General features: G+C 71.5%; 21 protein-coding genes and 1 pseudogene. 11 read left to right on the top strand and 11 right to left on the bottom strand.

The genetic code is table 11. From position 1 onward, the window contains the following. The first annotated feature begins 23 nt into the window (after positions 1 to 23). Complete coding sequence (locus tag ACTWNK_RS35885; RefSeq protein WP_474309360.1) at positions 24 to 674, top strand: GntR family transcriptional regulator; 651 nt, start codon at positions 24 to 26, stop codon at positions 672 to 674. Positions 675 to 707: 33 nt separating this feature from the next. After that, a complete protein-coding gene (locus ACTWNK_RS35880; RefSeq protein ID WP_474309359.1) occupies positions 708 to 1,958 on the top strand; it encodes a Gfo/Idh/MocA family protein in 1,251 nt (416 codons plus the stop codon). Here the strand turns inward: ACTWNK_RS35880 and ACTWNK_RS35875 are convergent. The 4 genes from ACTWNK_RS35875 to ACTWNK_RS35860 all read right to left on the bottom strand — a co-directional run bounded on the left by ACTWNK_RS35875 (position 1,945) and on the right by ACTWNK_RS35860 (position 8,359). Continuing rightward, complete coding sequence (locus ACTWNK_RS35875) at positions 1,945 to 3,033, bottom strand: winged helix DNA-binding domain-containing protein (protein WP_474309358.1); 1,089 nt, start codon at positions 3,031 to 3,033, stop codon at positions 1,945 to 1,947. The genes ACTWNK_RS35880 and ACTWNK_RS35875 overlap by 14 nt on opposite strands. 65 nt (positions 3,034 to 3,098) lie before the next feature. After that, positions 3,099 to 4,250 carry an ATP-grasp domain-containing protein gene (locus ACTWNK_RS35870; protein ID WP_474309357.1) on the bottom strand — a complete coding sequence of 384 codons (1,152 nt, stop codon included), beginning with the start codon at positions 4,248 to 4,250 and terminating at the stop codon, positions 3,099 to 3,101. Between the two features lie 67 nt (positions 4,251 to 4,317). After that, positions 4,318 to 7,749, bottom strand: a complete 3,432-nt coding sequence (locus tag ACTWNK_RS35865; protein WP_474309356.1) for a WD40 repeat domain-containing serine/threonine protein kinase — start codon at positions 7,747 to 7,749, stop codon at positions 4,318 to 4,320. 67 nt (positions 7,750 to 7,816) lie between these two features. After that, complete coding sequence (locus ACTWNK_RS35860) at positions 7,817 to 8,359, bottom strand: GNAT family N-acetyltransferase (RefSeq protein ID WP_474309355.1); 543 nt, start codon at positions 8,357 to 8,359, stop codon at positions 7,817 to 7,819. A gap of 99 nt (positions 8,360 to 8,458) precedes the next feature. Between ACTWNK_RS35860 and ACTWNK_RS35855 the strand changes: the two genes are divergently transcribed. After that, positions 8,459 to 8,698, top strand: coding sequence for a hypothetical protein (locus ACTWNK_RS35855; RefSeq protein WP_474309354.1), 240 nt, complete (start codon positions 8,459 to 8,461; stop codon positions 8,696 to 8,698). Between the two features lie 84 nt (positions 8,699 to 8,782). On the opposite strand, the gene ACTWNK_RS35850 is transcribed toward ACTWNK_RS35855, so the two are convergent. Together ACTWNK_RS35850 and ACTWNK_RS35845 are read right to left on the bottom strand one after the other, a co-directional pair. Continuing rightward, entirely contained in the window at positions 8,783 to 10,612 is a 1,830-nt protein-coding gene (locus ACTWNK_RS35850; RefSeq protein WP_474309353.1) for a transketolase, read from the bottom strand. Position 10,613: 1 nt separating this feature from the next. After that, the gene (locus ACTWNK_RS35845; RefSeq protein ID WP_474309352.1) at positions 10,614 to 10,883 is read right to left on the bottom strand and encodes a hypothetical protein; all 270 of its coding nucleotides are present in this window, start codon (positions 10,881 to 10,883) and stop codon (positions 10,614 to 10,616) included. Positions 10,884 to 10,959: 76 nt separating this feature from the next. On the opposite strand from ACTWNK_RS35845, the gene ACTWNK_RS35840 reads away from it, so the two are divergent. From ACTWNK_RS35840 to ACTWNK_RS35825, 4 genes are read left to right on the top strand one after another with little or no spacing between them, the layout of a single operon-like run. Then, a complete protein-coding gene (locus tag ACTWNK_RS35840) occupies positions 10,960 to 11,970 on the top strand; it encodes a DNA topoisomerase IB (RefSeq protein WP_474309351.1) in 1,011 nt (336 codons plus the stop codon). Positions 11,971 to 12,014: 44 nt separating this feature from the next. After that, positions 12,015 to 12,266 (top strand): BON domain-containing protein, encoded by a 252-nt coding sequence (locus ACTWNK_RS35835; protein ID WP_474311082.1) that lies wholly within the window; start codon positions 12,015 to 12,017, stop codon positions 12,264 to 12,266. Beyond that, a complete protein-coding gene (locus ACTWNK_RS35830; protein WP_474309350.1) occupies positions 12,259 to 13,005 on the top strand; it encodes a metallophosphoesterase family protein in 747 nt (248 codons plus the stop codon). The genes ACTWNK_RS35835 and ACTWNK_RS35830 overlap by 8 nt, the downstream gene beginning before the upstream one ends. Positions 13,006 to 13,043: 38 nt before the next feature. Continuing rightward, complete coding sequence (locus tag ACTWNK_RS35825; RefSeq protein WP_474309349.1) at positions 13,044 to 14,594, top strand: membrane dipeptidase; 1,551 nt, start codon at positions 13,044 to 13,046, stop codon at positions 14,592 to 14,594. Between the two features lie 9 nt (positions 14,595 to 14,603). Here ACTWNK_RS35825 and ACTWNK_RS35820 read toward each other — a convergent pair whose 3' ends face one another. Together ACTWNK_RS35820 and ACTWNK_RS35815 are read right to left on the bottom strand one after the other, a co-directional pair. Then, a complete protein-coding gene (locus ACTWNK_RS35820; protein ID WP_184719841.1) occupies positions 14,604 to 14,753 on the bottom strand; it encodes a GPGG-motif small membrane protein in 150 nt (49 codons plus the stop codon). 26 nt (positions 14,754 to 14,779) lie between these two features. Next, positions 14,780 to 15,280: a DUF6328 family protein gene (locus ACTWNK_RS35815; RefSeq protein ID WP_474309348.1), complete on the bottom strand. Its 501-nt coding sequence runs from the start codon at positions 15,278 to 15,280 to the stop codon at positions 14,780 to 14,782. Positions 15,281 to 15,361: 81 nt separating this feature from the next. Here ACTWNK_RS35815 and ACTWNK_RS35810 point away from each other — a divergent pair, with 81 nt between their 5' ends. Both ACTWNK_RS35810 and ACTWNK_RS35805 read left to right on the top strand, forming a co-directional pair. After that, on the top strand, positions 15,362 to 15,937 hold the full coding sequence (locus tag ACTWNK_RS35810) for a hypothetical protein (protein WP_474309347.1): 576 nt from the start codon (positions 15,362 to 15,364) through the stop codon (positions 15,935 to 15,937). A 43-nt stretch (positions 15,938 to 15,980) separates the two neighbouring features. Continuing rightward, positions 15,981 to 17,024 (top strand): annotated as a pseudogene (locus tag ACTWNK_RS35805) (acyltransferase family protein); the annotation flags it as partial. A gap of 86 nt (positions 17,025 to 17,110) precedes the next feature. On the opposite strand, the gene ACTWNK_RS35800 reads toward ACTWNK_RS35805, so the two are convergent. Next, on the bottom strand, positions 17,111 to 17,866 hold the full coding sequence (locus ACTWNK_RS35800; RefSeq protein ID WP_474309346.1) for a hypothetical protein: 756 nt from the start codon (positions 17,864 to 17,866) through the stop codon (positions 17,111 to 17,113). Between the two features lie 153 nt (positions 17,867 to 18,019). Here ACTWNK_RS35800 and ACTWNK_RS35795 point away from each other — a divergent pair, with 153 nt between their 5' ends. Then, positions 18,020 to 18,823: an SAM-dependent methyltransferase gene (locus tag ACTWNK_RS35795; protein ID WP_474309345.1), complete on the top strand. Its 804-nt coding sequence runs from the start codon at positions 18,020 to 18,022 to the stop codon at positions 18,821 to 18,823. 9 nt (positions 18,824 to 18,832) lie between these two features. Here ACTWNK_RS35795 and secA2 read toward each other — a convergent pair whose 3' ends face one another. Together secA2 and ACTWNK_RS35785 are read right to left on the bottom strand one after the other, a co-directional pair. Beyond that, the gene (gene secA2, locus ACTWNK_RS35790) at positions 18,833 to 21,022 is read right to left on the bottom strand and encodes an accessory Sec system translocase SecA2 (RefSeq protein WP_474311081.1); all 2,190 of its coding nucleotides are present in this window, start codon (positions 21,020 to 21,022) and stop codon (positions 18,833 to 18,835) included. 104 nt (positions 21,023 to 21,126) lie between these two features. Then, positions 21,127 to 21,972, bottom strand: coding sequence for a DMT family transporter (locus tag ACTWNK_RS35785; protein WP_474309344.1), 846 nt, complete (start codon positions 21,970 to 21,972; stop codon positions 21,127 to 21,129). Positions 21,973 to 22,173: 201 nt separating this feature from the next. On the opposite strand from ACTWNK_RS35785, the gene ACTWNK_RS35780 reads away from it, so the two are divergent. Continuing rightward, on the top strand, positions 22,174 to 22,548 hold the full coding sequence (locus tag ACTWNK_RS35780; RefSeq protein WP_474309343.1) for a VOC family protein: 375 nt from the start codon (positions 22,174 to 22,176) through the stop codon (positions 22,546 to 22,548). Positions 22,549 to 22,587: the final 39 nt, after the last annotated feature.

Below are 22,587 nucleotides of genomic sequence, written 5' to 3'. Positions count from 1 at the left end.
TCAGACATGATTACATGTATGACATGTCGCTGAACACCCTGAGGACCGTCACGGTCACCGACGCGCTCATCGAGGCCCTGCGCGCCCGCATCCTCGACGGCGCCATCCCGGCGGGCGCGCCGGTCGCCGAGGTGGAGGTGGCCAAGGACTACAGCGTGTCCAGGCCCAGTGCGAAGACCGCCATCCGCGTGCTGGTCGGCGAGGGGCTGCTCAGGCACGAGCCGCATCGGGCCGCCTACGTGCCGGTGCTCTCGCCCGCCGACGTGTCCGACCTGTTCGCCGCCCGCATGCCGCTGGAGCTGGCCGTGGTGGGCGACCTCGCATCGGCGCACGCCGCACGCACCGCAGACGGCCGTTTCGGCGAGGCCGCCGCGGCCGTGGCCTCGCTGCCCGCCGACGCCACGACCAGCAGGTTCGTCGCGGCCGACCTGGCCTTCCACCGGCTGCTCGTCGAGACCCTCGGCAGCCCGCGCCTGAGCAGGCTGTACGAGTCGTTGTGCGGCGAGATCCACCTCGGCATGACGCAGACCCGCACCGCGCTCGGCCCCGAGCGGATCGCCGCCGAGCACACGCTGATCCTGGAGGCGATCAGGCGCGGCGACCCCACCACCGCGGCCCTGCGCATGCGCGAGCACCTCGAAGGAGCCAGGAGCGCGCTGCTCGGCACTGCGTAGGATGCGATCGGGCGAGACGGAGGGCGAGGCGCGATGGGCGTTGTCACACTGGCCGTTGCGGGGGCCGGGCTTCGAGGACAGGACTACGCGCGCCATGCCGCCGCCTCGGGCGCGGGCCGGGTCGTGGCCGTGGCCGAGCCGGACGAGGGCCGCCGCTCCCGCTTCGCCGCCGAGCACGCCATCGCGCCCGAGCACGTGTTCGCCGACTGGCGAGACCTGGCGGCTGCGGGCAGGCTGGCCGACGCCGCCGTCGTGGCCACCCAGGACCGCATGCACACCGCGCCCGCGGTGGCGCTCGCCGACCTGGGCTACCACCTGCTGCTGGAGAAGCCGATGGCCACCGGCGAGCCGGACGCGACCGCCATCGCCGAGGCCGCGACCCGCAACGACGTCATGATCGCCGTCTGCCACGTGCTGCGCTACACGTCCTACACACGCGTGCTCAAGGCGCTGCTGGACGAGGGCCGCATCGGCAGGCTGGTCAGCGCACAGCACCTGGAACCGGTCGGGTGGTGGCACCAGGCGCACTCGTTCGTACGGGGCAACTGGCGGCGCTCGGACACCTCGTCGCCGATGCTGCTGGCCAAGTCGTGCCACGACATCGACTGGCTGGTGCATCTGTTCGGGGCGCTGCCCGTGCGGGTGAGCTCGTTCGGCTCGCTGACGCACTTCCGGGCGGGCGAACGGCCGGAGGGAGCCGCCGAGCGCTGTCTGGACTGCGCGGTCGAGCAGACCTGCCCGTACTCGGCCAAGCGCCTCTACCTCGACTGTCTCGCCGATCCCGCCAGGCACTTCTGGCCGCTGTCGGCGCTCACCGACGACCTCACCGAGCACGGCGTGCGCACGGCGTTGCGGGAGGGGCCCTACGGCCGATGCGTCTACGCCTGCGACAACGACGTCGTCGACCACCAGGTCGTCACCATGGAGTTCCCCGGCGGGCCGACGTGCGCCTTCACCATGACCGCGTTCACACCGATGGAGCACCGCCGTACCCGGTTGTTCGGCACGCACGGCTCGATCGAGGGCGACGGGCGCGTGCTGCGGGTGAGCGACTTCCGGACGGGCGGTGAGGAGGTCGTCGACACCCGTGCCGGGGCCGGGCACTCGGCGGGGGACGGGCACGGCGGGGGCGATCAGGCGCTGGTGGCGGCGTTCCTCGCGGCGGTCGGCGGCGGCGACCCGGCCCTGCTGCTGTCGGACGCGGCGCAGAGCCTGGCCACCCACCGCGTGGTGTGGGCGGCCGAGAAGGCCAGGGCGGACGGCACGGTCGTCACACTGGCCTGATCTCGACCGTGTGCCCGTCGCCCGGCGCGAGGAAGGCCAGCAGGTCGGCGCCCTCGCGTTCGAGCTCCTCGCGCGTGGCCGCCCGCAGCGGGCCGAACGGGTGCACGGTCAGCGTCGTGCGCCCGGCCTTGCGCGCGGTCGTCCAGTGCGCGGCGGTGAAGCCGTCGACGAGCACGACGCGCGGCATCGGCCCGTGCACGTCGAACTCCTGGGCGTGGTACCCGTCGGTGATCACCCGCGAGCGGTCGGCATGCGAGAGCAGCAGGTTGTCGAAGTCGTAGAGGTAGCGCACCGGCGCAGGCGTGTCACCCGAAGGCCTGGGCGCCTCCGGCAGGTCGTAGAGCCTGCGGCCGTGCTCGTCGCGGAAGAGCATCAGGTCCAGGCCCTCGACGACCTCGCCCAGCCGGGTCAGGCCCGACCACGTCTGCATGTCCTTGACCGTCGCCGGGCCGAACGCCCTGAGGTAGCGCAGCACCATCTCGGCCGCGTCCATCGCGGGCACGTCGAGACCGAGCCAGCGACCGGCGTCGACGTGTGCGATCGGGCCGCTCCTGCCCCAGAGTCCGCGCGGCGGCACCTGCACCAGCGGCAGCCACATCCTGGCCGCCTGGCCGAGTGCGGCCGAGTCGCTGTCGGGCCAGCGCTTGAGCAGCTCACGGCCGAGGGCCGCGAAGGTGAGCGGCCCCTGCTCGAACGCCTTGAGCACGGCGGCGACCAGCTCGGCGCGCTCGACGCCCGCCAGGCGCTTGCCGAAGTTGCCGTTCGTGCTGCGCTCGATGGGCACCTGGGCCAGCGGGCGCAACGCGAGCGCGTCACGCCCGGTGACCAGGTGGATGGTCGAGCGCATCAACGCCATCCGCACCAGGCTGCGGTCTTCGAGCAGCCCGGAGGCCTCCTCGGCGCGGAAGCCGTCGATCCTGGCCCACAGCCCGGTGTACCAGGTGTGCGGCGTCTGGGCCTGCAGCCCCGCGAGGTGCTCGACGACATCGAGCACCGGCAGGTCGGTGCGGCCGAGCAGGAACTGACGCTCAAGGGTGGCGCGGTTGAGCGAACGGCGATCGAGCAGAAGGTCCATGACCAGCACACTAGGACCGATCGCGGCCAGGTTCGTTCCGCATTGACCGGCGAATGGCGCAGGGCTCAGCCGAACTCACACGTGAACGCGGCCACCGCCTGGGTGACGGCCCGGTCCACCTCGGCGGGCGTCGGCAGGCAGAACCTGAACACCGCCATCGCCTCGCCCGGCTGGAACACATGTCCCGGCGCCCGGACCTGCTCGCCGTACAGGCCGGGGACGCGGCCGAGCAGGCTGGCCGCCCACTTCAGCCTGCGGCCGGGCACGCCGGGGATCTCCACATAGCCGACGTGGTCGCCGACGGGCGCGGCGAACGGCGCCGCGGGCTCGCGGCCGAGCTGGATCTTGACCCAGTCGTCGGCCAGCTCCACACCGTGGCGCTCGCGCAGCATCCCGGTGATCTCGCCTCCGACGTGCGGCGCCGCCGACAGGAAGACCGGCCCGGCCTCCGACTGCACCACCTCCACCTGGAAGGCGGCCTCCGACAGGCCGAGCGCCCTGGCGCACGCGAAGCCGAAGGAGACCATGAGCTCGGCCGCCTGCCCCGTGTGCACCACGACGCCGAGCGGCTCGCCCCTGGCCAGGCCGTACCTGGTGCCGATCAGCCGCGCCGCCTTCGTGTAGACGGGCGAACCGGCCCTGGCCAGGCCGATCACCTGCCAGACGGGCCCGGCGACGTACTCCTCGACGATCGCGGGGCCGATCTCGGGCACGCCGAGCGCGTGTTCGGGGTCGACCCCGAACGGCACCACGAGGAACGGCCCGCCACCCGCGGGTTTGATGATCACGGGGGAGCCGCACTCCTGGACGAAGCCCCGCATCTGGCGCATCGTCCTGGTGTAGGCCAGGCGTGGGGTCCGCAGCCTGGCCCTGGCCACCGTCTCCTTGGCCAGCACCGGGTCCAGCACGCCGCGCAGCAGCCTGGCCGAGTGGCCGGGCACGTCGAACCGGTCGCGCAGGATGCCGCCGAGGTAGAGGTCCTCGGCGTCGAGGGTGAGCACGCGGTCGATGCCGCCGAGCGCCGTGTGGCACAGGTCGGCGGCCTTGACGACCATTGTGGGGTCGTTCATGTCGTCCAGCGCTTCGACGTGCCTGGCCCACGGGATCACGCCGAACGTGCGGGCGCTCACATAGGCCACGTCGTGTTCACGGTGGTCGACACTGCGGTGACCTCCGGGTTCTCCGGGGTCCTCGCGGGTGACGATCAGGACGCGCATGGTCCGCATCTCCCTTGATCGGTCATCCAGGAGCCCACCACGTCAGCGAAACGGACAGGGGTGGGCGTCAGGGGCAGGGCTCACGGTAGTCCGCCTCGGGGATCAAGCGCTGCCATTCCGCCTCCCCGAGCGTTGTTCCGGCGCGTTCGCAGACCGCCTCGACGGCACGCGAGGGCGCGACGGGCGCCTCGGCGACGCTTCCGTCGGCCATGACCGTGCGCATCGCCTCGCCCTCGCGCGCGAAGGCGAACGTGCTCGCCGCCTCCCCACCCAGCGGCAGGGTGCCGACCTCACGCAGGCTGTCGGCCTCCCACAGCCGCACCTTGGGCCCGGCCGCCGCCAGCAGCCTGCCGTCGGGGGAGAAGAGCACGGGCGCCTCGCCGTCGCCGCCCGCGCCGAGCAGTCCGGCCTGGCGTCCCTCCGACAGCTGCCACAGCAGGATCCTGTCGTCGCCGAGCCGCAGGGCCAGCCGGTCGCCGTCCGGGCTGAACGCGACCGCCACCGGTTCACGCCCCCGTACGCCCGCCGGGTCGCGCAGCAGCCGCCCGCCGGGCAGTTCGACGATGTCGCCGCCCACGGCCAGCCTGCTGCCGTCGGCGTTGAAGGCCAGCGCCGTCTGCGTCACGCCCTCGACGGTCGCGCTCAGCCGCAGGCCCGGCACCTCCCACACGCGCAGCTGCCTGCCCTTGTCGAACCCGCGCACCGCGGCCAGCCTGCGGCCGTCGGCCGAGAGGGCGAGCGTGATCAGCTCGTCGTCGCCCGGCAGTTCGCCCAGCGCCTTGCCGGTGCGCGCCTCCCACACCGTCACCTTCGGGCCCGCCACCGCCAGCACGGCGCCGTCGCCGCTCAGCACCGGCGTGCCCTTGGCATGCACCCTGGCCAGGGCCCGGTGGGCGTCGGCGTCGTAGAGCACGATCTCGTCGTCGTCGGCCGCGGCCGTGACCCCGCCGCCCGCCGAGATCGCGGGCACGCTCACCGCACCGGCCTGCGCGGGCGGGCCGCCGGTCAGCCCGGGTACGGCCAGCGTGGTGACCGTGCCGTAGCCGGAGACCACACGCAGCAGGCCGGGATCGGGCGCGAAGGCGTGCACACCGCCGTCGGCGGGCAGCGAGGCGGCGATCGTCGCACCCGCGACGCGCCACACCCGCACCTCGCTCACGCCCGACTCCATGAGCAGGCCGCCGTCGGGGCTGAAGGCCAGCGTGCCGCCCTCGCCCCGCTCCATCACCGTGCCGGGCCCGCCGGACGTCGGCACCACCCTGATCGCGGCCTCGGCGCTCACGGCCAGCTGCCGCCCGTCGGCGCTGAACGCCAGGGACGGCGGGCCGCTCTCCCCGCGCAGGCTGACCGGCGGCACCACGCGCAGCCGCCTGACGGTCGCACCGGTCGCCAGGTCGCGCAGTTCGACCCCGCCCGCCGCGTCGGCCGTGGCCGCCCAGCGCCCGTCGGAGGAGAAGGCCAGCTCGCGCCCGCTCACCTCGAGGAGCGGCCTCGGCCCGCCCGCCACCGCGTAGACCCGCTGCCGCTCGCCGTCGGCCAGCACCAGCACGTCTCCGCGCGCCTCGAGCCGGGGATCACCGGCTGGCCACGTGCCGCCGATCCGCTTGCCCGTGCCCACGTCCCACAGCCGCACCTGCCCGTCGTGCTCGGCGGCCACCACACGCGCGTCCGAGCTCAGCGCCCGGCGCCCGGCGCCCGCCTCGGCGGGCAGGACGTGCTCGGCCTGCAGCTTCGCCCGGCCGACGTCCCACAGCTGCACGCTCGCGCCGCTCCACCTGATCAGGCGGGAGCCGTCGTCGGCCAGGGCGTAACGCGCGGCGGCGTCCGGCCTGGGATCGGTGAAGGCGGCCACACCCGGCTGGACCAGCGAGGCGTGCAACGCCGTGCGGGCCTCGGACACGGGCGCCAGCCGCCAGGCTGCGGCGCTGAGCAGCATCGCCGAGCGCGGATCGGTCGCACGCAGGGTGTCGGCGCGTGCGGCGACGGCCCTGGCATTGGCCTCGGCGAGACGCTCCGACAGCACGTCGCCCTGCCGCAACGCCACCACGGTGGCGATCACCGCGACGGCCAGCAGGAAGGCGAGCCCGGCGGTGACGACACTCCTGCGCCGCCGTCCCGCCCTGGCGAGTGCGGCGCCCGCGTCGAGGAACCTGCGCTCGAGCGCGTTGACGGTCAGATGGCGGCGCTCGGTGGCCGCCCAGGTGAGCGCGGTGTCGAGCGCGTCGCCCCTGAACAGATCGGCTGGCCGTTCGCCGCGTGCGTGCCAGCGCAGCGCCGAGTCGCGCAGCTCGGCGTGCACAGGCAGCCCTTCGCGCTCGGCCTCGGCCCAGGCGCGCAGCCTCGGCCAGGCGTGCGGCAGCGCCGCGTTCGCCGGAGCCACCATGCGCTCGGCCGAGGCGACCAGGCGACCGGCGCTGGCGTCGGTGGGCGCCGAGACGTCGGCGCGCTGCACCAGCAGGCCCGCCTCGGTGAACGCCGTCACCGCCGGGCCCGCGATCTCCGACAGCGGCAGCGGCCTGATCACACCGTCGCCGAGCATGCGCAGCAGCAGCCCCGGCACCGAGGCCTGCTCCAGCGGCCCGAGCGAGGCGTAGGTGCGCTCGGCCAGCTCACCCAGTGCGGGCTCGCCGCCGAGCCCGTCCGGCGGGCGCACCGCGCGGGCCAGTGCGGCCCCGGCCTCGGCGAGCCCGTCGCCCCTGGGTGCGCTCCGCCTGGCCGTGCCCGCCCCGCCGATCAGGCCGAGCAGCAGCGCGGCGGCCGTCGGCCTGGCGTCCGGGTCCTTGCTCAGCGCCGCCGTCACCAGCGTGCGCAGCGGCTCGCGCAACACACCGGCGTCCGGGTCGACGGTCAGGACCTTGTGCATCACCCCGCCGAGGCTCTCGGCCTGGAACGGATCGACCCCCGTCGCGGCGTAGAGCACCACGCCGCCCCAGGCGAACACGTCGCCCGGCGTGCCGGCCCGCGCCCCGGTGAACACCTCGGGCGCCATGTACGTCGGCGTGCCCGCCACGAACCCGGTCGTGGTCAGCGACATCGCGTCGGTCCTGGCGACGCCGAAGTCGATCACCCTGGGGCCGTCGCCGCCCAGCAGGACGTTCTCCGGCTTGAGGTCCCTGTGCACGACACCCGCCTCGTGCACGGCGGTCAGCGCGGTCGCCAGCGCCGTCGCCAGCCGGTGCAGCCCGTCACCCGAGTACGGCCCCGCCCGCTCGACCGCCTCCCGCAGGTTGGGCCCCTCGACGAACTCGCTGACGATGTAGGGCCGTTCCCCGCCCGGCTCGACCTCGACGACCTTCGCCGTGCAGAACGAGGCCACCTGCCTGGCCGCCGCCGCCTCCTTGCCCAGCCGCTCGCCCGCCTGGCCGTACAGCACCTTGACGGCGTAGCGGGCGCCCGCCGGGTCGTAGGCGTCGTAGACCACGCCCTGGCCGCCCGCGCCGAGCCGGCCGGCGAGCCAGTACGAACCAACGCGTTCCGGGTCCCCGGGTAGCAGCCTCATGCTCACACGAGTTTTGATGCAGCGAAGGCCGGATAAGTTGCGTGCCCGTATCCTCGCCGTCGGCCCGTCACCGTGGGTTTTTCCACTCGGGGCGCAGCACCGCCATCGTGATGGAGTCGTAGCGGACGCCGTCCCAGAGCAGGGCGTCGCGCTCCACGCCCTCTTCGACGAAGCCGACCTTCTTGTAGACGTGCCTGGCCCGCTCGTTGAAGGAGTAGACGCCGAGGCTCACCCGGTGCAGGGGCGTGGTGGCGAACACGTGGTCGAGGACGAGCGTGATGGCCTCGCTGCCGAATCCCTTGCCGAAAACACGGGAGCCGAGCAGGGCGATGCGCATGTTGCAGGAGAGGTTGTCCTCGTCGAGTTCGTTGATCACGATCTCGCCCACATAGGTCTCGCCGTCGCAGATGGCCAGGTCGAGGCGGTCCTCGTGCTCGCCCCTGCTGGCATACCACTGGCGGCCCGCCTCCAGCGAGACCGTGCCGCGCGAGCCGGTCAGCCTGGCCACCTCGGGATCGGAGCACAGCTCGAACAGGCCTTCGGCGTCGCCGGCGCGCACGGGGCGCAGGATCACACGGCTGCCGGTCAGGACGGGTTTCGTGGCGAACATGAGATCTGGGTATCAGGCCAGGCCGGGAGCGGGCAAACGCAAATCAAGGTTTGCCGCCCGTGGTGGGGATAGATGGTCCCCCAGCCTAAGGAGGATTTCATGACCATCGCCGGAAGCATCGCGCTCATCATGTTGGGCGCCATCCTCACCTGGGCCGTCGAGTTCGACCTCGCCGGCCTCGACATCAACGTCGTCGGCGTCATCCTGATGATCGGCGGACTGGCGGGACTGCTCTTCGGCCTCTACCGGATCAGGGCGACGAGAAGAGCCGTGGCCGCCCCCACCGAGCGGGCGACGACGGTGTACGAGGAGCGGCGCTACGACGAGCCCCCGCTCTGACCATCACGAGCTGGTCAAGGCTGACCGAAGGGGCGGGGATCCGATCGGGATCCCCGCCCCTTCGCCGTTCCCCCTGCGGAACGCTTAGCGGAGCTTGCGCACGGCCTCGACGATCGCGTCGCGGTCGACGCACGCGTCCCTGAGCTGCTCGGACGGCGTCGCCGAGCCGGGCCTGTTGCGTACGGCCAGCTTCAGCACGCGCGGGCCGAGTTCGGCGACCGCGTCGAGCACGGCGTCGCCGAGGCCGCCTTCGGGGTGATGGTCCTCGACGGTGATGAGCGTGCCGGTCGTGGTGGCCGCCTCGTGCAGGGCCGTGCGGTCGACCGGTTTGACCGAGTAGAGGTCGAGCACGCCGATCGGCAGGTCCTCTCGGGCCAGCAGATCGGCCGCGGCCAGCGCCTCGTGCACGGTCACGCCGGCCGCGACCACGGTGGCCACGTCGCCGGGCGAGGAACGCAGCAGCCGGGAGCCGCCCACCTCGAACCTCTCGCCGGGCTCGTAGATCACCGGCGTCTCGCCGCGCGTGGTGCGCAGATAGGAGACGCCGCTCAGGTCGGCCATCTCGGCCAGCAGCGCGGTCGCCTGGTTGGCGTCGCACGGGTAGAGCACGGTGCTCTCCTGGACCGAGCGGAACAGGGCCAGGTCCTCAAGGCCCATCTGGGAGGGGCCGTCCTCGCCGATCGACACCCCGGCGTGCGAGCCGACGAGCCGGATGTTCGCCCGGCTGATCGAGGCCATCCTGATGAAGTCGTGCGCCCGGGTGAAGAAGGTGGCGAACGTCGCGGCGTAGGGCGTCCAGCCGCGTACCTGGAGGCCGACGGCGGCGGCGACCATCTGCTGCTCGGCGATGTAGCACTCGAAGAAACGCTCGGGGAAAGCGTCGGCGAACTCCTGCGTCCTGGTCGAGTCGGCCACCTCCCCGTCCAGTGCCACGATCTCGCCACGCGCCGCGCCGAGCGCCGCCAGGGCCTCGCCGTACGCGCTGCGGGTGGCGACCATGGAGCCGCGTTCGTAGGCGGGCAGGACGAGCGGGCCGCCCTCGAAGCGGTGCGGCGCTCTGGTGCTCTCGGGCGGGGTGACGTGGACCCGGATCGCGCGTTCGCCGCCGAGTTCGGCGACGGCCTGCTCGGCGTCGGCCAGCGGTTTGCCGTGCGCGCCCTCGCGGTTCTCCACCGAGCGCACGCCTTCGCCCTTGCGGGTACGGGCCAGGATGACGGTCGGCCGCCTGCGGGTGTTGCGCGCGTCGCCGAGCGCGTAGTCGATCTGCCCGGGGTCGTGCCCGTCGATCTCGATCGTGTGCCAGCCGAACGCGCCGAACCTGCGCGCGTATGCCCCCGTGTCCCAGCCGTGCCGGGTCTGCCCCCGCTGGCCGAGCCGGTTGACGTCCACGATCGCGGTCAGATTGGCCAGCCCCTCGTGCCCCGCGTGCTCGGCCGCCTCCCACACCGACCCCTCGGCCAGCTCCCCGTCCCCGCACAACACCCACGTGTGGTACGGCAGGCGGTCCAGCCGCTGCCCGGCCAGCGCCACCCCCACGCCGACCGGCAGGCCCTGCCCCAGTGAGCCGGTGGCGACGTCCACCCAGGGCAGGCTGGTCGGCGGATGGCCTTCGAGCCTGCTGCCCCGCCGCCTGAACGTCAGCAGCTCCTCGTCGGTGATGGCGCCCGCCGCCTTGTACAGCGAGTACAGCAGGGGAGAGGCGTGCCCCTTGGAGAAGATCAGATGGTCGTTGGCCGGGTTGCCCGGGTCCTCGAAGTCGTAGGCCAGATGGCGGGCGAACAGCACCGCCATGAGATCGGCCGCCGACATCGACGACGTCGGATGGCCAGACCCGGCCGAGGCCGAGCACCGTACGGAGTCGACGCGCAGCTGCGCCGCCAGGTCGCACAGGAAGCGGAGGTCCTGGTCTGGCATGTCAGCCTGCCTCCCCTGCGCCGCGTGCCGACTGCCTGCGCACGGCCATGACGATGTCGGCGATCGCCACCAGTGCGAGCACCCCCGCGACGACGGTCAGCCACCACAGCCCCGACACCCAGCCGAGCACTCCGATCGCGAGCATGAAGATCAGGACGAACGAGCCGATCCGCACGTGCACCACGTCACGAGGAGTCGCGGGCACCATAGGCCGGCCCTTCGCGTCGTGCTGCTCAGGCCTGATGTCCTCTGGGCGTTCATGGGAAGCCATGTTCCCCTCCTCAGTTGCCGGAGGTACCCCCGTACCCTGGTCGTTTGTCGTTTAACGTGCCGGGTAGCGACGCCTCGTGGCCGAGCTGAGCATGAGCGACAGGCAGGAGCCGGGCATCACCCGGCGGCGCAGGGGGAGCGGCTTCAGCTATCACCATCCCGACGGGCGCCCGGTCCGGGACAGGGCGACGCTGAAGCGCATCAGGGAGCTGGCCGTCCCGCCCGCGTGGAGCGAGGTGTGGGTGTGCCGCTCGCCGCACGGGCACCTGCAGGCCGTGGGCCTCGACGGTGCGGGCCGCCTGCAGTACCTCTATCACGCCGAGTGGCGGCGGCTGCAGGACGAGGCGAAGTTCGAGCGTGTGCGCGCCTTCGCCGGGCGGCTGCCCGCGTTCAGGAAGACGGTGACCGAGGGCCTGGCCGGTCGGGGCCTGACCAGGCAGCGGGTGCTGGCGGCGGCGGGCAGGCTGCTGGACGTGGGCTTCTTCAGGGTCGGCGGCGAGAGCTACGACTCCTTCGGGCTGGCCACGCTCAGGATGGAGCACGTGAGGTGCGCACGAGGCACGGTCACGGTGGACTACGCGGCCAAGGGGGAGATCCCCAGGCAGGTCCTGCTCACCGATCCCGGCGTGTGCGCGGTCATCAGGGCGCTCAAGGCGCTCGGCACGGACGGTGAGCTGCTGCGCTTCCGCGACGGCGAAGGCTGGCACGACGTGCGCAGCTCCGACGTCAACGACTACCTGCGCGAGACGACGGGCTGCGAGGTCACGGCCAAGGACTTCCGCACCTGGCACGCCACCGTGCTCGCCGCGGTCGGCCTCGCGGTCTCCGGGCGGGCCGACTCGCACGCGGCGAAGGCGAAGGCGGTCGCCAGGGTCATGGGCGAGGTGGCCGGGTACCTGGGCAACACCCCGGCCGTGGCCCGCGCCTCCTATGTCGACCCGAGGGTCGTGCGGTGCTACGAGCGCGGCGAGACGATCGAGGCGGCGCTGGCCGAACTGGGCGCGGACGCCGACCCCGGGCAGCTGGCCACGCACGGCGCCGTCGAGGCCGCCGTGCTGCGGCTGCTGGAGGGCGCCGGTTTGGACTGAGCCCTGGCGGGCATCTCGTGCCTCTCGCAGAGGAGGGAGGCGTGATGGAGGAGGCACCGCAGTACATCGCGGCCCGTGTCCAGCGGGCGCTGGCCGAGGACGGCCGCACGCACGAGCTCGGGATCCGGGTCGACGTACGAGGCGATCAGCTCTTCCTGCGCGGGCAGGTGTCGGGAGGGGCGCACAGGGACGCGATCGGCCATGTCGCCCAGGAGGTGGCGCCGGAGCTGACCGTGCACAACGAGGTCACGGTCGTCCGGGTGCGTGAGCCGGGGGAGGATGAGCATCTTGACTGACCAGCTCAGGGTCGCCGCCGTCGGCGACGTGCATCTGGGAGCCGACATGCGGGGCCACTACCGCCCGCGCCTCGACGGCATCGAGGAGCGCGCCGACGTGCTGCTGCTGGCGGGCGATCTGACCAGGCACGGCACGGTCGAGGAGGGCAGGGTGGTGGCGGCGGAGTTCCGCGACCTGCCGATCCCGGTCGTCGCGGTGCTGGGCAACCACGACTACCACTCCGACTGCCAGCACGAGATCGCGGGGGAGTTGCGCGACGCGGGCCTGGTGGTGCTCGACGATGACGCCGCCGTGCTGACGTGCGGCTCGGTCACGCTGGGCGTGGCGGGCGGCAAGGGGTTCGGCGGCGGGTTCGCGGGCAAGTGCGCCAGTGAGTTCGGCGAGCGCGAGATCAAGAACTTCGTCGCCCACACCCGCCACATCGCCGACAGCTGGCGGGTCGCGCTGAAGGAGCTGCGGGCCGATCGCCGGGTGGTGCTCTCGCACTACTCGCCGGTCAAGGAGACGCTGGAGGGCGAGCCGCCCGAGATCTTCCCCTTCCTCGGCAGCTACCTGCTGGCCGAGGCGGTCGACGCCGAGGGCGCCGATCTCGTCGTGCACGGCCATGCGCACAAGGGCGCGGAGAAGGGTATGACGCCCGGCGGGATCCGGGTCCGCAATGTGGCGCTTCCCGTACTGGGACGGGCTTACGGCATCTACTGCCTGGACGGGGATAATTCCGAGCAAGACTCATGTTAGGTCTTGACGGATGGTGAGTGGCCGCACACGCTGTGGCCATGATCCGTCGACTGCTCGTCGTGTTCACACTGCTCGGGGTCACCGCCGTGGCCATACCGGCCTCGGCGGCGCCGCCCGTGCGCGGCTTCCTCGACGCGCACAGCCATCTCATGTCCTACGAGGCCTTCGGCGGCAGCCTGCTGTGCGGCAAGCCGTTCGACCCCGCCGGGATCGCCAGGGCCCTGGTGGACTGTCTCGACCACCACCCCAACGGCGAGGCCGCCTGGTTCGAGAACTTCACCAGGACCGGCTCGCCCCTCGGCACCCACGACCCGGCCGGGTACCCGACGTTCGCCGACTGGCCCGCGCACGACTCCCTCACCCACCAGCAGGCCTATCACGAGTGGATCGAACGGGCCTGGCGCGGCGGGCTGCGCATCATGGTCAACGACCTGGTCGCCAACCGGCAGCTGTGTGCGATCTACCCGCTCAGGCGCAACGGCTGCGACGAGATGGCCTCGATCAGGCTGGAGGCCAGGCGCACCTTCGAGTTGCAGGCCCACATCGACGACCTGGCGGGCGGCCCCGGCCAGGGCTGGTTCCGCGTGGTCAGGAGTCCGGCCGAGGCCCGTGCGGTCATCGGCGCGGGCAAGCTCGCGGTCGTGCTCGGCATCGAGACCTCCGAGCCGTTCGGCTGCCGCACCACGCTCGGCATCCCGCACTGCACCAAGGGCCAGATCGACCGGGGCCTGGAGGAGATGCACGCGCTCGGCGTGCGCAGCATGTTCGTCTGCCACAAGTACGACAACGCGCTGTGCGGCGTGCGCTTCGACTCCGGCACGCAGGGCGTCATCGTCAATCTGGGCAACCTGCTGTCGTCGGGTTCGTTCTGGCGGGTCGAACGCTGCACCGGGTCCTTCGCCGACAACACCATCACCCCAGGCGGCGTCCTGCCCCCCGTGCTGAACGACCTGCTGCCCGCGGGCGTCGGCCTGCCGGTCTACCCGCCGGGCCCGCACTGCAACGCCAAGGGCCTGACCGCCCTGGGCAGGCACATGGTGGAGGCGATGATGCGGCGCGGCATGCTGGTCGAGATCGACCACATGAGTGTGAAGGCCGCCGACCAGACCCTCGACCTGCTGGAGGCGGCGGACTACCCCGGTGTGATCTCCTCCCACAGCTGGGCCGACCCCGGCTACTTCCCCCGCGTCTACGCCCTGGGCGGCATGATCACCCAGTACGGCCACGGAGCCGAGGAGTTCGCCCGCGAGTGGAGGCGCACCGAGCCGCTACGCGCAGCGGCCGGCGTCCCCGGGTACGGGTACGGCCTCGACGCCAATGGCCTCGGACCGCTCCCGGGCCCGAGGGCCGGCAGCGCGGTGAGCTATCCGTTCACGTCTTTCGACGGTTCGGTGTCGTTGGAGCGTCAGCGAACCGGGCAACGCACGTGGGACTACAACGTCGACGGTGTCGCGCACTACGGCCTGGTGCCCGACTGGATCGAGGACCTGCGCCTGCTGGGCGGTGACGGTCTCGTCCAGGACCTGGCGGCCGGAGCCGAGTCCTACCTGCGTACCTGGGAGGCGGCCACGAACGCGGCCGCCCGCTGAGCTCCAGGGTCATACATTGAAGATGGAGACGCCGCCGGGGCCGACGAGGAAACCGAGAACGATGAGGACGATGCCCCAGAGCAGGTCCCTGCGGGCCAGGATGACGTAGATCCCGGAGATGACGAGTACAACGGCGATGATCCAGAGCAAAGTAGCCATGAGCTCCTAGCTGCCCTGGCTTTTCCTCACCTAACATCCTCGTCGTCTTTTGTGCCGCGCAGGTCGAGCAGCGGCTGCAGCAGCCAGAACCACGCGCCGACCAGCGCGATGGCGCCGGCGAACAGTGCGGCCTGCCAGTTGTTGATCACGGTTTCGGTGACGAGGGCGATCGCACTCGTCACCGCCACCAGCAACGCCACCGCCCCGGCGACGCCGAGCGAGTTGGCCCGGTGCAGCATCCGCTCCTTCAGCCCGGTTCTGAAGATCAGCCGATGCTGCGCGGCAGGCGTGATGAAACAGACCGAGGCGAACGCCGCCGCCATCAGCGAGACGAAGAACAGCACGCGACCCAATGCGTCGATCTTGCCGAACCCGCTGGAGAAGGGCAGCGTGAGCAGGAAGGCGAAGAGCACCTGCACACCCGTCGTGGCCACCCGTAACCCTTGCAGGAGCTCGCCCAGCTCCCTGTCGACCCGTTCCTTGTGACTTTCACCGGGCTGTCCGCCCTCGGTCCTCAGCTCGTCCATCGCGCCCGGCTACCCTCGCTCCGCAGGTCTACTCCCTGCGTACGGGGGTAGCCGTGTCGCATGGGAAGCCACAGTCACGAGGTGACCGACGCGATTCTTGAGACGCTGAAGCGGGCCAGTTCGGGTCTCAAGGACGCCGCCGTGCCGTTCGCGCTGGCGGGGGGATGCGCCGCCTACGCCAGGGGTGCCGCGCCTTCGCTGCACGACGTCGATTTCGTGTTGCTGGAGAAGGACGTGCCCGCCGCGCTCGCCGCGTTGCAGGGGATCGGCCTGGACACCCTGAAGCCACCGGAGGACTGGCTGGTGAAGGCGTTCGACGAGGGGCGGCTGGTCGATCTCATCTTCCGGATCGCCGATCGCCCGGTGAGCGAGGACCTGCTGGAGCGGGCGCAGCCGCTGACGGCGTCGGCCGTGATCGTGCCGGTGCTCGAGGCCACCGATCTGGTGATCTCGTGGTTGCTGCCGCTGTCGGAGCACGCCTGCGACTACGGCTCGCTGCTGCCCCAGGTACGCGCGCTCAGGGAGCAGGTGGACTGGCCGAAGGTGGCGAGCGCGTGCGCGGACTCGCCGTACGCCTCGACGTTTCTCACGCTGCTGGCGCGGATCGGGGTGATCGAGGAGCCGCCCGCCGTGGCGGAGGCGGGGTTGTGGCCCTGACCCGACACATCACCCCGGACCGCCAGACAACGGTCAGACCGGGATGTCCATTGCGGGTGTCACTTATGTCGCCAATCGCAACCAAGTCCGCAATGGACGCGTCTCCCCCATCGTGGATGCCCCCAAGACAGCCGATCGGCTGTACGAAATAGACGCCCTGCGGCTGCTGGCCGCGCTCGCGGTGGTCTTCTACCACTACACGTTCTCCGGCTGGGCGGGCGGAGTGACCGGCGTTCCGTTCGCCGCCGAGGGCGTGATCACCAGGTACGGCTACCTGGGCGTGGACATGTTCTTCCTGATCAGCGGCTTCGTCGTGCTGATGAGCGCCTGGAACCGCACGCCCGGCCAGTTCGCCATCTCGCGTGTCGTCAGGTTGTACCCGGCCTTCTGGGTCGGGGTGGGCATCACCGCAGTCGTCTCGGTCTGGCTGAGCGCCGGGATGTACGACGTCTCGCCGCTGCAGTTCCTGGCCAACCTCACGATGTTCAACGCGGTCGCCGACGTGCCCAATGTCGACGTCGTGTACTGGACGTTGTGGGCCGAGATGCGCTTCTACTTCCTCATCCTGGTGCTGACCTGGATCGGGCTGACCAAGGGCCGGGTGCTGGCCGCGCTGTGGGCCTGGCTGGCCGCCACCCTGCTCCTCCAGGCGCACGTGCTTCCCGGTGTCGTCGAGCGTGCGGCCGACCTCGTCGTGCAGTCGACGTTCTCGCACTACTTCATCGCGGGCATGGCGCTGTTCCTGCTCTACAGGTTCGGGATGAGCCGGCAGCTGGCGATCCTGGTGCCGCTGTGCCTGGGCAATGCGATCTACCGGGCCATCGGCTTCGCCGACGCGGTCGGCACGCGCTACCACGTGACGCTGGAGCCGGTCGCGATCACCGCCATCGTGGTGACGATCTTCGCGGTGATGACGCTGATCGCCCTGCGGGCCACCAAGGCGCTGGCCAGGCCGTGGTTCGTCCTGGCGGGCGCGCTGACCTACCCGCTCTACCTGCTGCACGCCCACATCGGCTTCGTCGTCTTCGCCAGGCTCGGCCCTTCGGTGAACAAGTACGTCCTGCTGGCCGTGACCGTGGCGGTCATGGTGGTCGCCGCCTACGCGGTGCACCGGCTGGTGGAGAGGCCGCTGGCGCCGAAGCTCAAGGCGTGGCTGACCGAGCTGTTCACCCGTCAGCCCTCGGGACGGCCGCCGACCAAGTCCTGGAGGCGTACCTTGAGGCGCTCGACCGGGCCGCGTATCCGCAGTTCGCGCCACGCCGCGCGCCGCGACTTGCGCGAGCCCTCCCGGTAGCGCCACCTGGCCCACGGCGAACCCGGCCTGGCCAGCCGCACCGCGCCGACGAGGGCGAGGGGCGTCAGGTACACGCCGATGACGCCGGTCCAGACCTTACCCTTGAGCAGCGTCACCACCGCGAACAGCAGGTTCGTGGCGATGATCAGGGCGACGGCCCAGCGCGGCAGCAGTTCGCCGTCCTCGCCCGGGGTCAGCGCGTCGGAGATGTCCAGCGGCCCCACGCCCAGCAGCGCGAGGCCGCACAGCGCCACCGCGACGAAGATCATGTCGAGCGAGAGCCTGCCCTGCTCCTTCCAGTACACGTCGTCCAGGTGCAGCACCAGCGCGAACTCGTCGAGCACCAGCGCCGTCCCGACCCCCATCAGCGCCGCCGCCGACGCCGCCAGCCAGGAGTCCAGCTCCTGCACGGCCAGCCCGCCGATGCCGCCCACGCACATGAACACCAGGCCGAACACCACGTGGTGGATGTGCATCCCGCCCGGCGTGACATTGCCGGGCCACCACCGGACCTGGGCCCTGATCATGCGCACACTCAGCCTGATGAACAGGAACGTGCCGAGAAACAGGACGAAGAAGCAGAACATCCGGAGCTTGCCCGCCCCCACGATCTCCGTCGTGAACCACTCCCGCATGAGCACCGACTCTGCCAGCAGCCCCGCCAACCACAGGTCAAGGTCGCCTCTGTGCCGCCCTTCCGACTCCCAGCGTGACGACCTGAACACAGTTTGGGTGAGAGCGGCGGCAGTGGCAGACAATCGGCGCAGGCCAGAGGTACGCTCCGCGCCATGAACCACGAATGGGCGCCTCCTGGTGTGGACACCAGCAGGCCGAGCGTGGCCCGCGTGCACGACGCGCTCCTGGGAGGGCGCGACCACTTCGCCGTGGACAAACTCGTCGCGGCCCGGCTCAACGAGGCCGTCCCGGCCATAGGCGAGCTCGCCTGGTGCAACAGGGCCTTCATCGGCAGAGCGATCGACTACCTGGTCGGCGAGGCCGGCATCACCCAGCTCCTCGATCTCGGCGCGGGCCTGCCGACGATCGAGAACACCCACGAGGTCGCGCAGTACGCCGATCCGGCGGCGCGCACGGTGTACGTGGACAACGACCCCATGGTCGAACCGCATGCCCGGATGATCCTGCGCGAGAACGGCAGAGCCACCGCGATCACCCAGGACGTCCGCGACGTCGACGCCGTGCTCTCGCATCCGTCGCTGCTCAAGCTGATCGACTTCTCCCGCCCGACCGCCGTGCTCATGGTCGGCCTGCTGCACGTCATCCCGGACAGCGACGACCCGCACGGCCTGGTCAGGCAGTACATGGACGTGATGCCGAGCGGCAGCTACCTGGTCCTGTCGAACATGGAGGCGTCGGGCAGCCCCGAGGCGCAGGCGTTCGAGAGCACGATCCAGGCCATGATGGGCCTGGGCTGGTTCCGTCGGCGCGAGGTGCTCGCCCGTTTCTTCGACGGACTGGACCTGGTGGAGCCCGGCCTGGTGCACGTGCCGCAGTGGCGGCCCGCGACGCCGATCACACGCCCCCTGGAGCCGTGGGAGCGCATGCTGCTCGTCGGCGTCGCGCGCAAGCCGTAGCGGCCGGGGTCAGCCGCGTCGCGTCGCGGAGGTGACACGGCGCAGGATGCGATCCCACTCGGTGCCGAACGGGTTGTCCTGCACGAGGTAGGTCCACGTGGTGGTCGGCCGCTGCAGATCGGGCTCGGGTACGGCGAACGCCTCGACCGAACGCCGCTCGATCTCGCCGAGCAGGTTCTTGTACTCGGCGACGGCCTCGCGGTGGAACTCGTCGATCGGGCTCATCCGGCCCAAGGCCCGGAGGTGGATGCCCTCGCGCAGGTCGGTCAGGAAGGCCAGGTGCTCGGTCCAGCAGCGGTCGAGGTGGAACAGCACGATCTGCCTGGCCAGCTCCTCGCGCTCGTCCTCGGGCAGCTCGGCCCAGCGCTCGGGGGCGGCGTCCGCCAGGGCGTTGGCCGCGGCGTCGCCGTGCAGCACCTTGTCACGCCATTCCAGCACGAGCTCGCGCTGGTGCTCCAGCAGCCGGGTGTAGCGCCAGGTGTTGCGGTGGATCTCCAGATTGACGCCTTCGGCCACGCGCTGGGCGTGCCCGATGAGATAGGCGCCTCGGCGGTGGCGTACCAGGCCGTCGGCGTCGGCGGCGGGCGGGCGCTCGTCGGGGACGAACTGGGTGACCAGGTCGTCCGTCGTGCTGACGAAGAAGACCGAGCCGCCGGGGTCGCCCTGCCGACCGGCGCGGCCGCGCAGCTGGTCGTCGAGACGGCTGCTGGCATGCCTGCCCGAGCCGATCACGTACAGGCCGCCGAGCTCGGCCACGCCGTCGCCGAGACGGATGTCGGTGCCCCGGCCCGCCATCTGGGTGGAGACGGTGATCGCTCCGCGCTCGCCCGCGCGGGCCACGATCGAGGCCTCCTCGGCGTCGTTCTTGGCGTTGAGCACGACCGGCTCCATGCCCCTGCGCTGCAGCAGGTGCGCCAGGTGCTCGGACTCGGCCACGTCGAGGGTGCCGATGAGGATCGGCCTGCCGCTCTCGTGCGCCTCCTGGATCTCCTCCACCAGCGCCGCGTCCTTGTCGGGCACGGTGGGGTAGATGCGGTCGGGCTCGTCCAGCCGTACGCACGGCCGGTTCGGCGGGATGACCGCGACCTTGAGGCCGTAGAACTCGCCGAGCTGCTCGCTGACCGCGACGGCGGTGCCGGTCATGCCGGACACCTGGGGATAGCGGCGGATGAGGCCCTGGACGGTGATGGAGTCGAGGATCTCGCCCTTGGCGCTCGGCGCCAGCGCCTCCTTGGCCTCGACGGCCGCCTGCAGCCCGTCCGGCCAGCGCTGCAGCAGGGCGACACGGCCGCGCGAGGGGTTGATGAGCTGGACCTTGCCGTCCCGCACGATGTAGTCGACGTCGCGGCTGAGCAGCGCGTGGGCGTGCAGGGCCAGGTTCACCTCGATGAGGGTGTCCGGCTCTTCGTACAGGTCGATGCCGCCCAGCAGGGCCTCGATGCTGGTGGCGCCCTTGCCCGTCAGATAGACGTTGCGCGCCTGCTCGTCGATCTCGTAGTGGTAGCCGCGCACCAGCGTGCGGACCAGCGCCGCCATCTCGGGCACCGTCTGGCCGGGGTCGGCGGCGCCCGCCATGACCAGCGGAACCCTGGCCTCGTCGACCAGGACGGAGTCGGCCTCGTCGACGAGTGCGACCTGCGGCTTGGGCACCATGAGCTGGTCGGCCCCGGTCCTGAGCCGGTCGCGCAGCACGTCGAAGCCGATCTCGCTGACCGGCCCGTAGGTGACGTCCTTGGCGTAGGCCTCGCGGCGCTCCTCCGGCGTCGAGTTCTGGCCCAGCCAGCCCACACTGACGCCGAGCGCCTCGTAGAAGGGGGCCATCCACTCGGCGTCGCGCTGGGCCAGGTAGTCGTTGACCGAGATCACGTGCACCTGCTTGCCCTGCAGCGCGTAACCGGCCGCGGCCATGGCGCCCGACAGCGTCTTGCCCTCGCCGGTCGCCATCTCGGCCACGTGCCCGTCGAGCAGGGCCAGCGTGCCGAGCAGCTGCACGTCGTAGGGCCGCAGGCCGAGCGTGCGGTCGGCGGCCTCGCGCGCGACGGCACAGAACTCGGCCAGGTCGCTCATGTCGGGCGCGGTGAGCTCGTCGAGCTCACGCAGCCGATCGGCGCGCTGGCCTGCGGACGCGACGACCTTCCGGTAGGGGGCGAGGTTCACCCCTCCGGGACGGTCGAGCAGGTTACGGACTATTGCCGATATCGACGCCACGATTCCTCCAACGCGCGTTCCGTCGGCACCGTTCCCTGACAGGCCCTGACAGGTGGTCCGAATGCGGCGGGAGATTGCCGCATTCGGACCTTAGCTCACGTTCGCTCGTGCAGGGTCAGCACCACGACGGCGGTCAGGAGCAGAGCGCAGCCTCCCCAGGCCACGAGCCCCAGTCGCTCGCCGAACACCAGCACGCCGATGAGGGCCGCGGCCACGGCCTCACCCAGCGACATGACGACGGCCGTCGTCGCCCTGACCGAGGCCAGCGCCCTGAAGAACAGCACGTAGGCCAGTGCGGTCGGCACCGCGCCCAGATAGAGCAGGAGCAGCACACCGTGCGCCCCCGCGACCGGGAGCACGCCCTCGAACACGGCGAAAGGCGCGAGACACACCGCGCCGACCACGAACCCGCCGAGCAGCGTGCCGTACGGGTCGCCCGAGTCGTGCCTGCCCGACAGGGTGACGGCCGCATAGCCCGCGGCCGAGGCCAGGGCCAGCCCGACGCCCGCGACCGTGCCGCCCGAAGGGTTCGCGCCGGACAGCAGCGCCACCCCGGCCACCGCGCCGGTCAGGGCGACGACGCCGGTACGGCCGAGCCGCTCGTCGAGCACCACCCTGGCGCCGAGCGCGGTGAAGATCGGCGAGGCGCCCATCGTGACGACGGTGGCGACGGCGATCCCGGCCTGGGCGATCGCCGCGAAGTAGGCGCTCTGGTAGATCGCCATGGCCACCCCGACGGCCAGCACCCTGCGCCCGAACACGGCCCTGCGGTGCACGAACAGCAGGAGCGCGGCCCCGAGCGCGTAGCGCCAGAAGGAGACGGCGACGGGTCCGAGCCCGGCGACGTCGTAGAGCAGACCGGCGGTGGCCCCGCCGGTGCCCCAGGCCGCCGTGGCGACGCCGACGTAGGTCAGCCCGCGGCGAACCGATAACTGTGACATGTGTGATCTCTCCTGATGGTGGCTCGCCATGACCTGAGAGCAGGCGCGGGCCACCACCGGACCGCCGTGCGGCCCGGCTTCGCGGAGGGGCGCCTGCTAGCGGGCAGGCGGCGGAGAGATCACGAAAAATGACACCAGCGCATCGTAACGTCTGCCTTTACCTGACAAGAACTGACAGGTATGGCGGGCATGCTCGTTCCCATGACGACGAAAGCGCAGCTCATAGCCACCACGATCGACAGTGAGGACCCCAAGGCGCTGGCCGCCTTCTATGCCGAGGTGCTCGGCTTCGAGGTCACCTACGCCGCCGACGAGTACGCCGCGATCGGCGACGGCACGACGAACTTCTACTTCGGCAAGGTCGAAGGCCGTGCGCCGCTGGCCTGGCCGAGCCCCGACAAGCAGTTCCACCTCGACCTGCGCGTGCCCGACGTGGCCAAGGCGGTCGCGGACTACCTCGCGCTCGGCGCCACCCGGCCGGACTTCCAGCCGGGCGTCGACGGCGACACCGTGAACTGGGTCGTGCTGCAGGATCCCGAGGGGCATCCGTTCTGCGTGTGTCCGGAAGAGGAGTGATCGACACCAAAGCAGTGCCATGGGTCTTTAAGCTATAGG

The sequence above is a fragment of the Nonomuraea sp. IBHARD001 genome (genome assembly GCF_056106265.1).
Note: the sequence above shows the minus strand (reverse complement) of the source record. Positions and strands in the feature narration are given on the sequence as shown.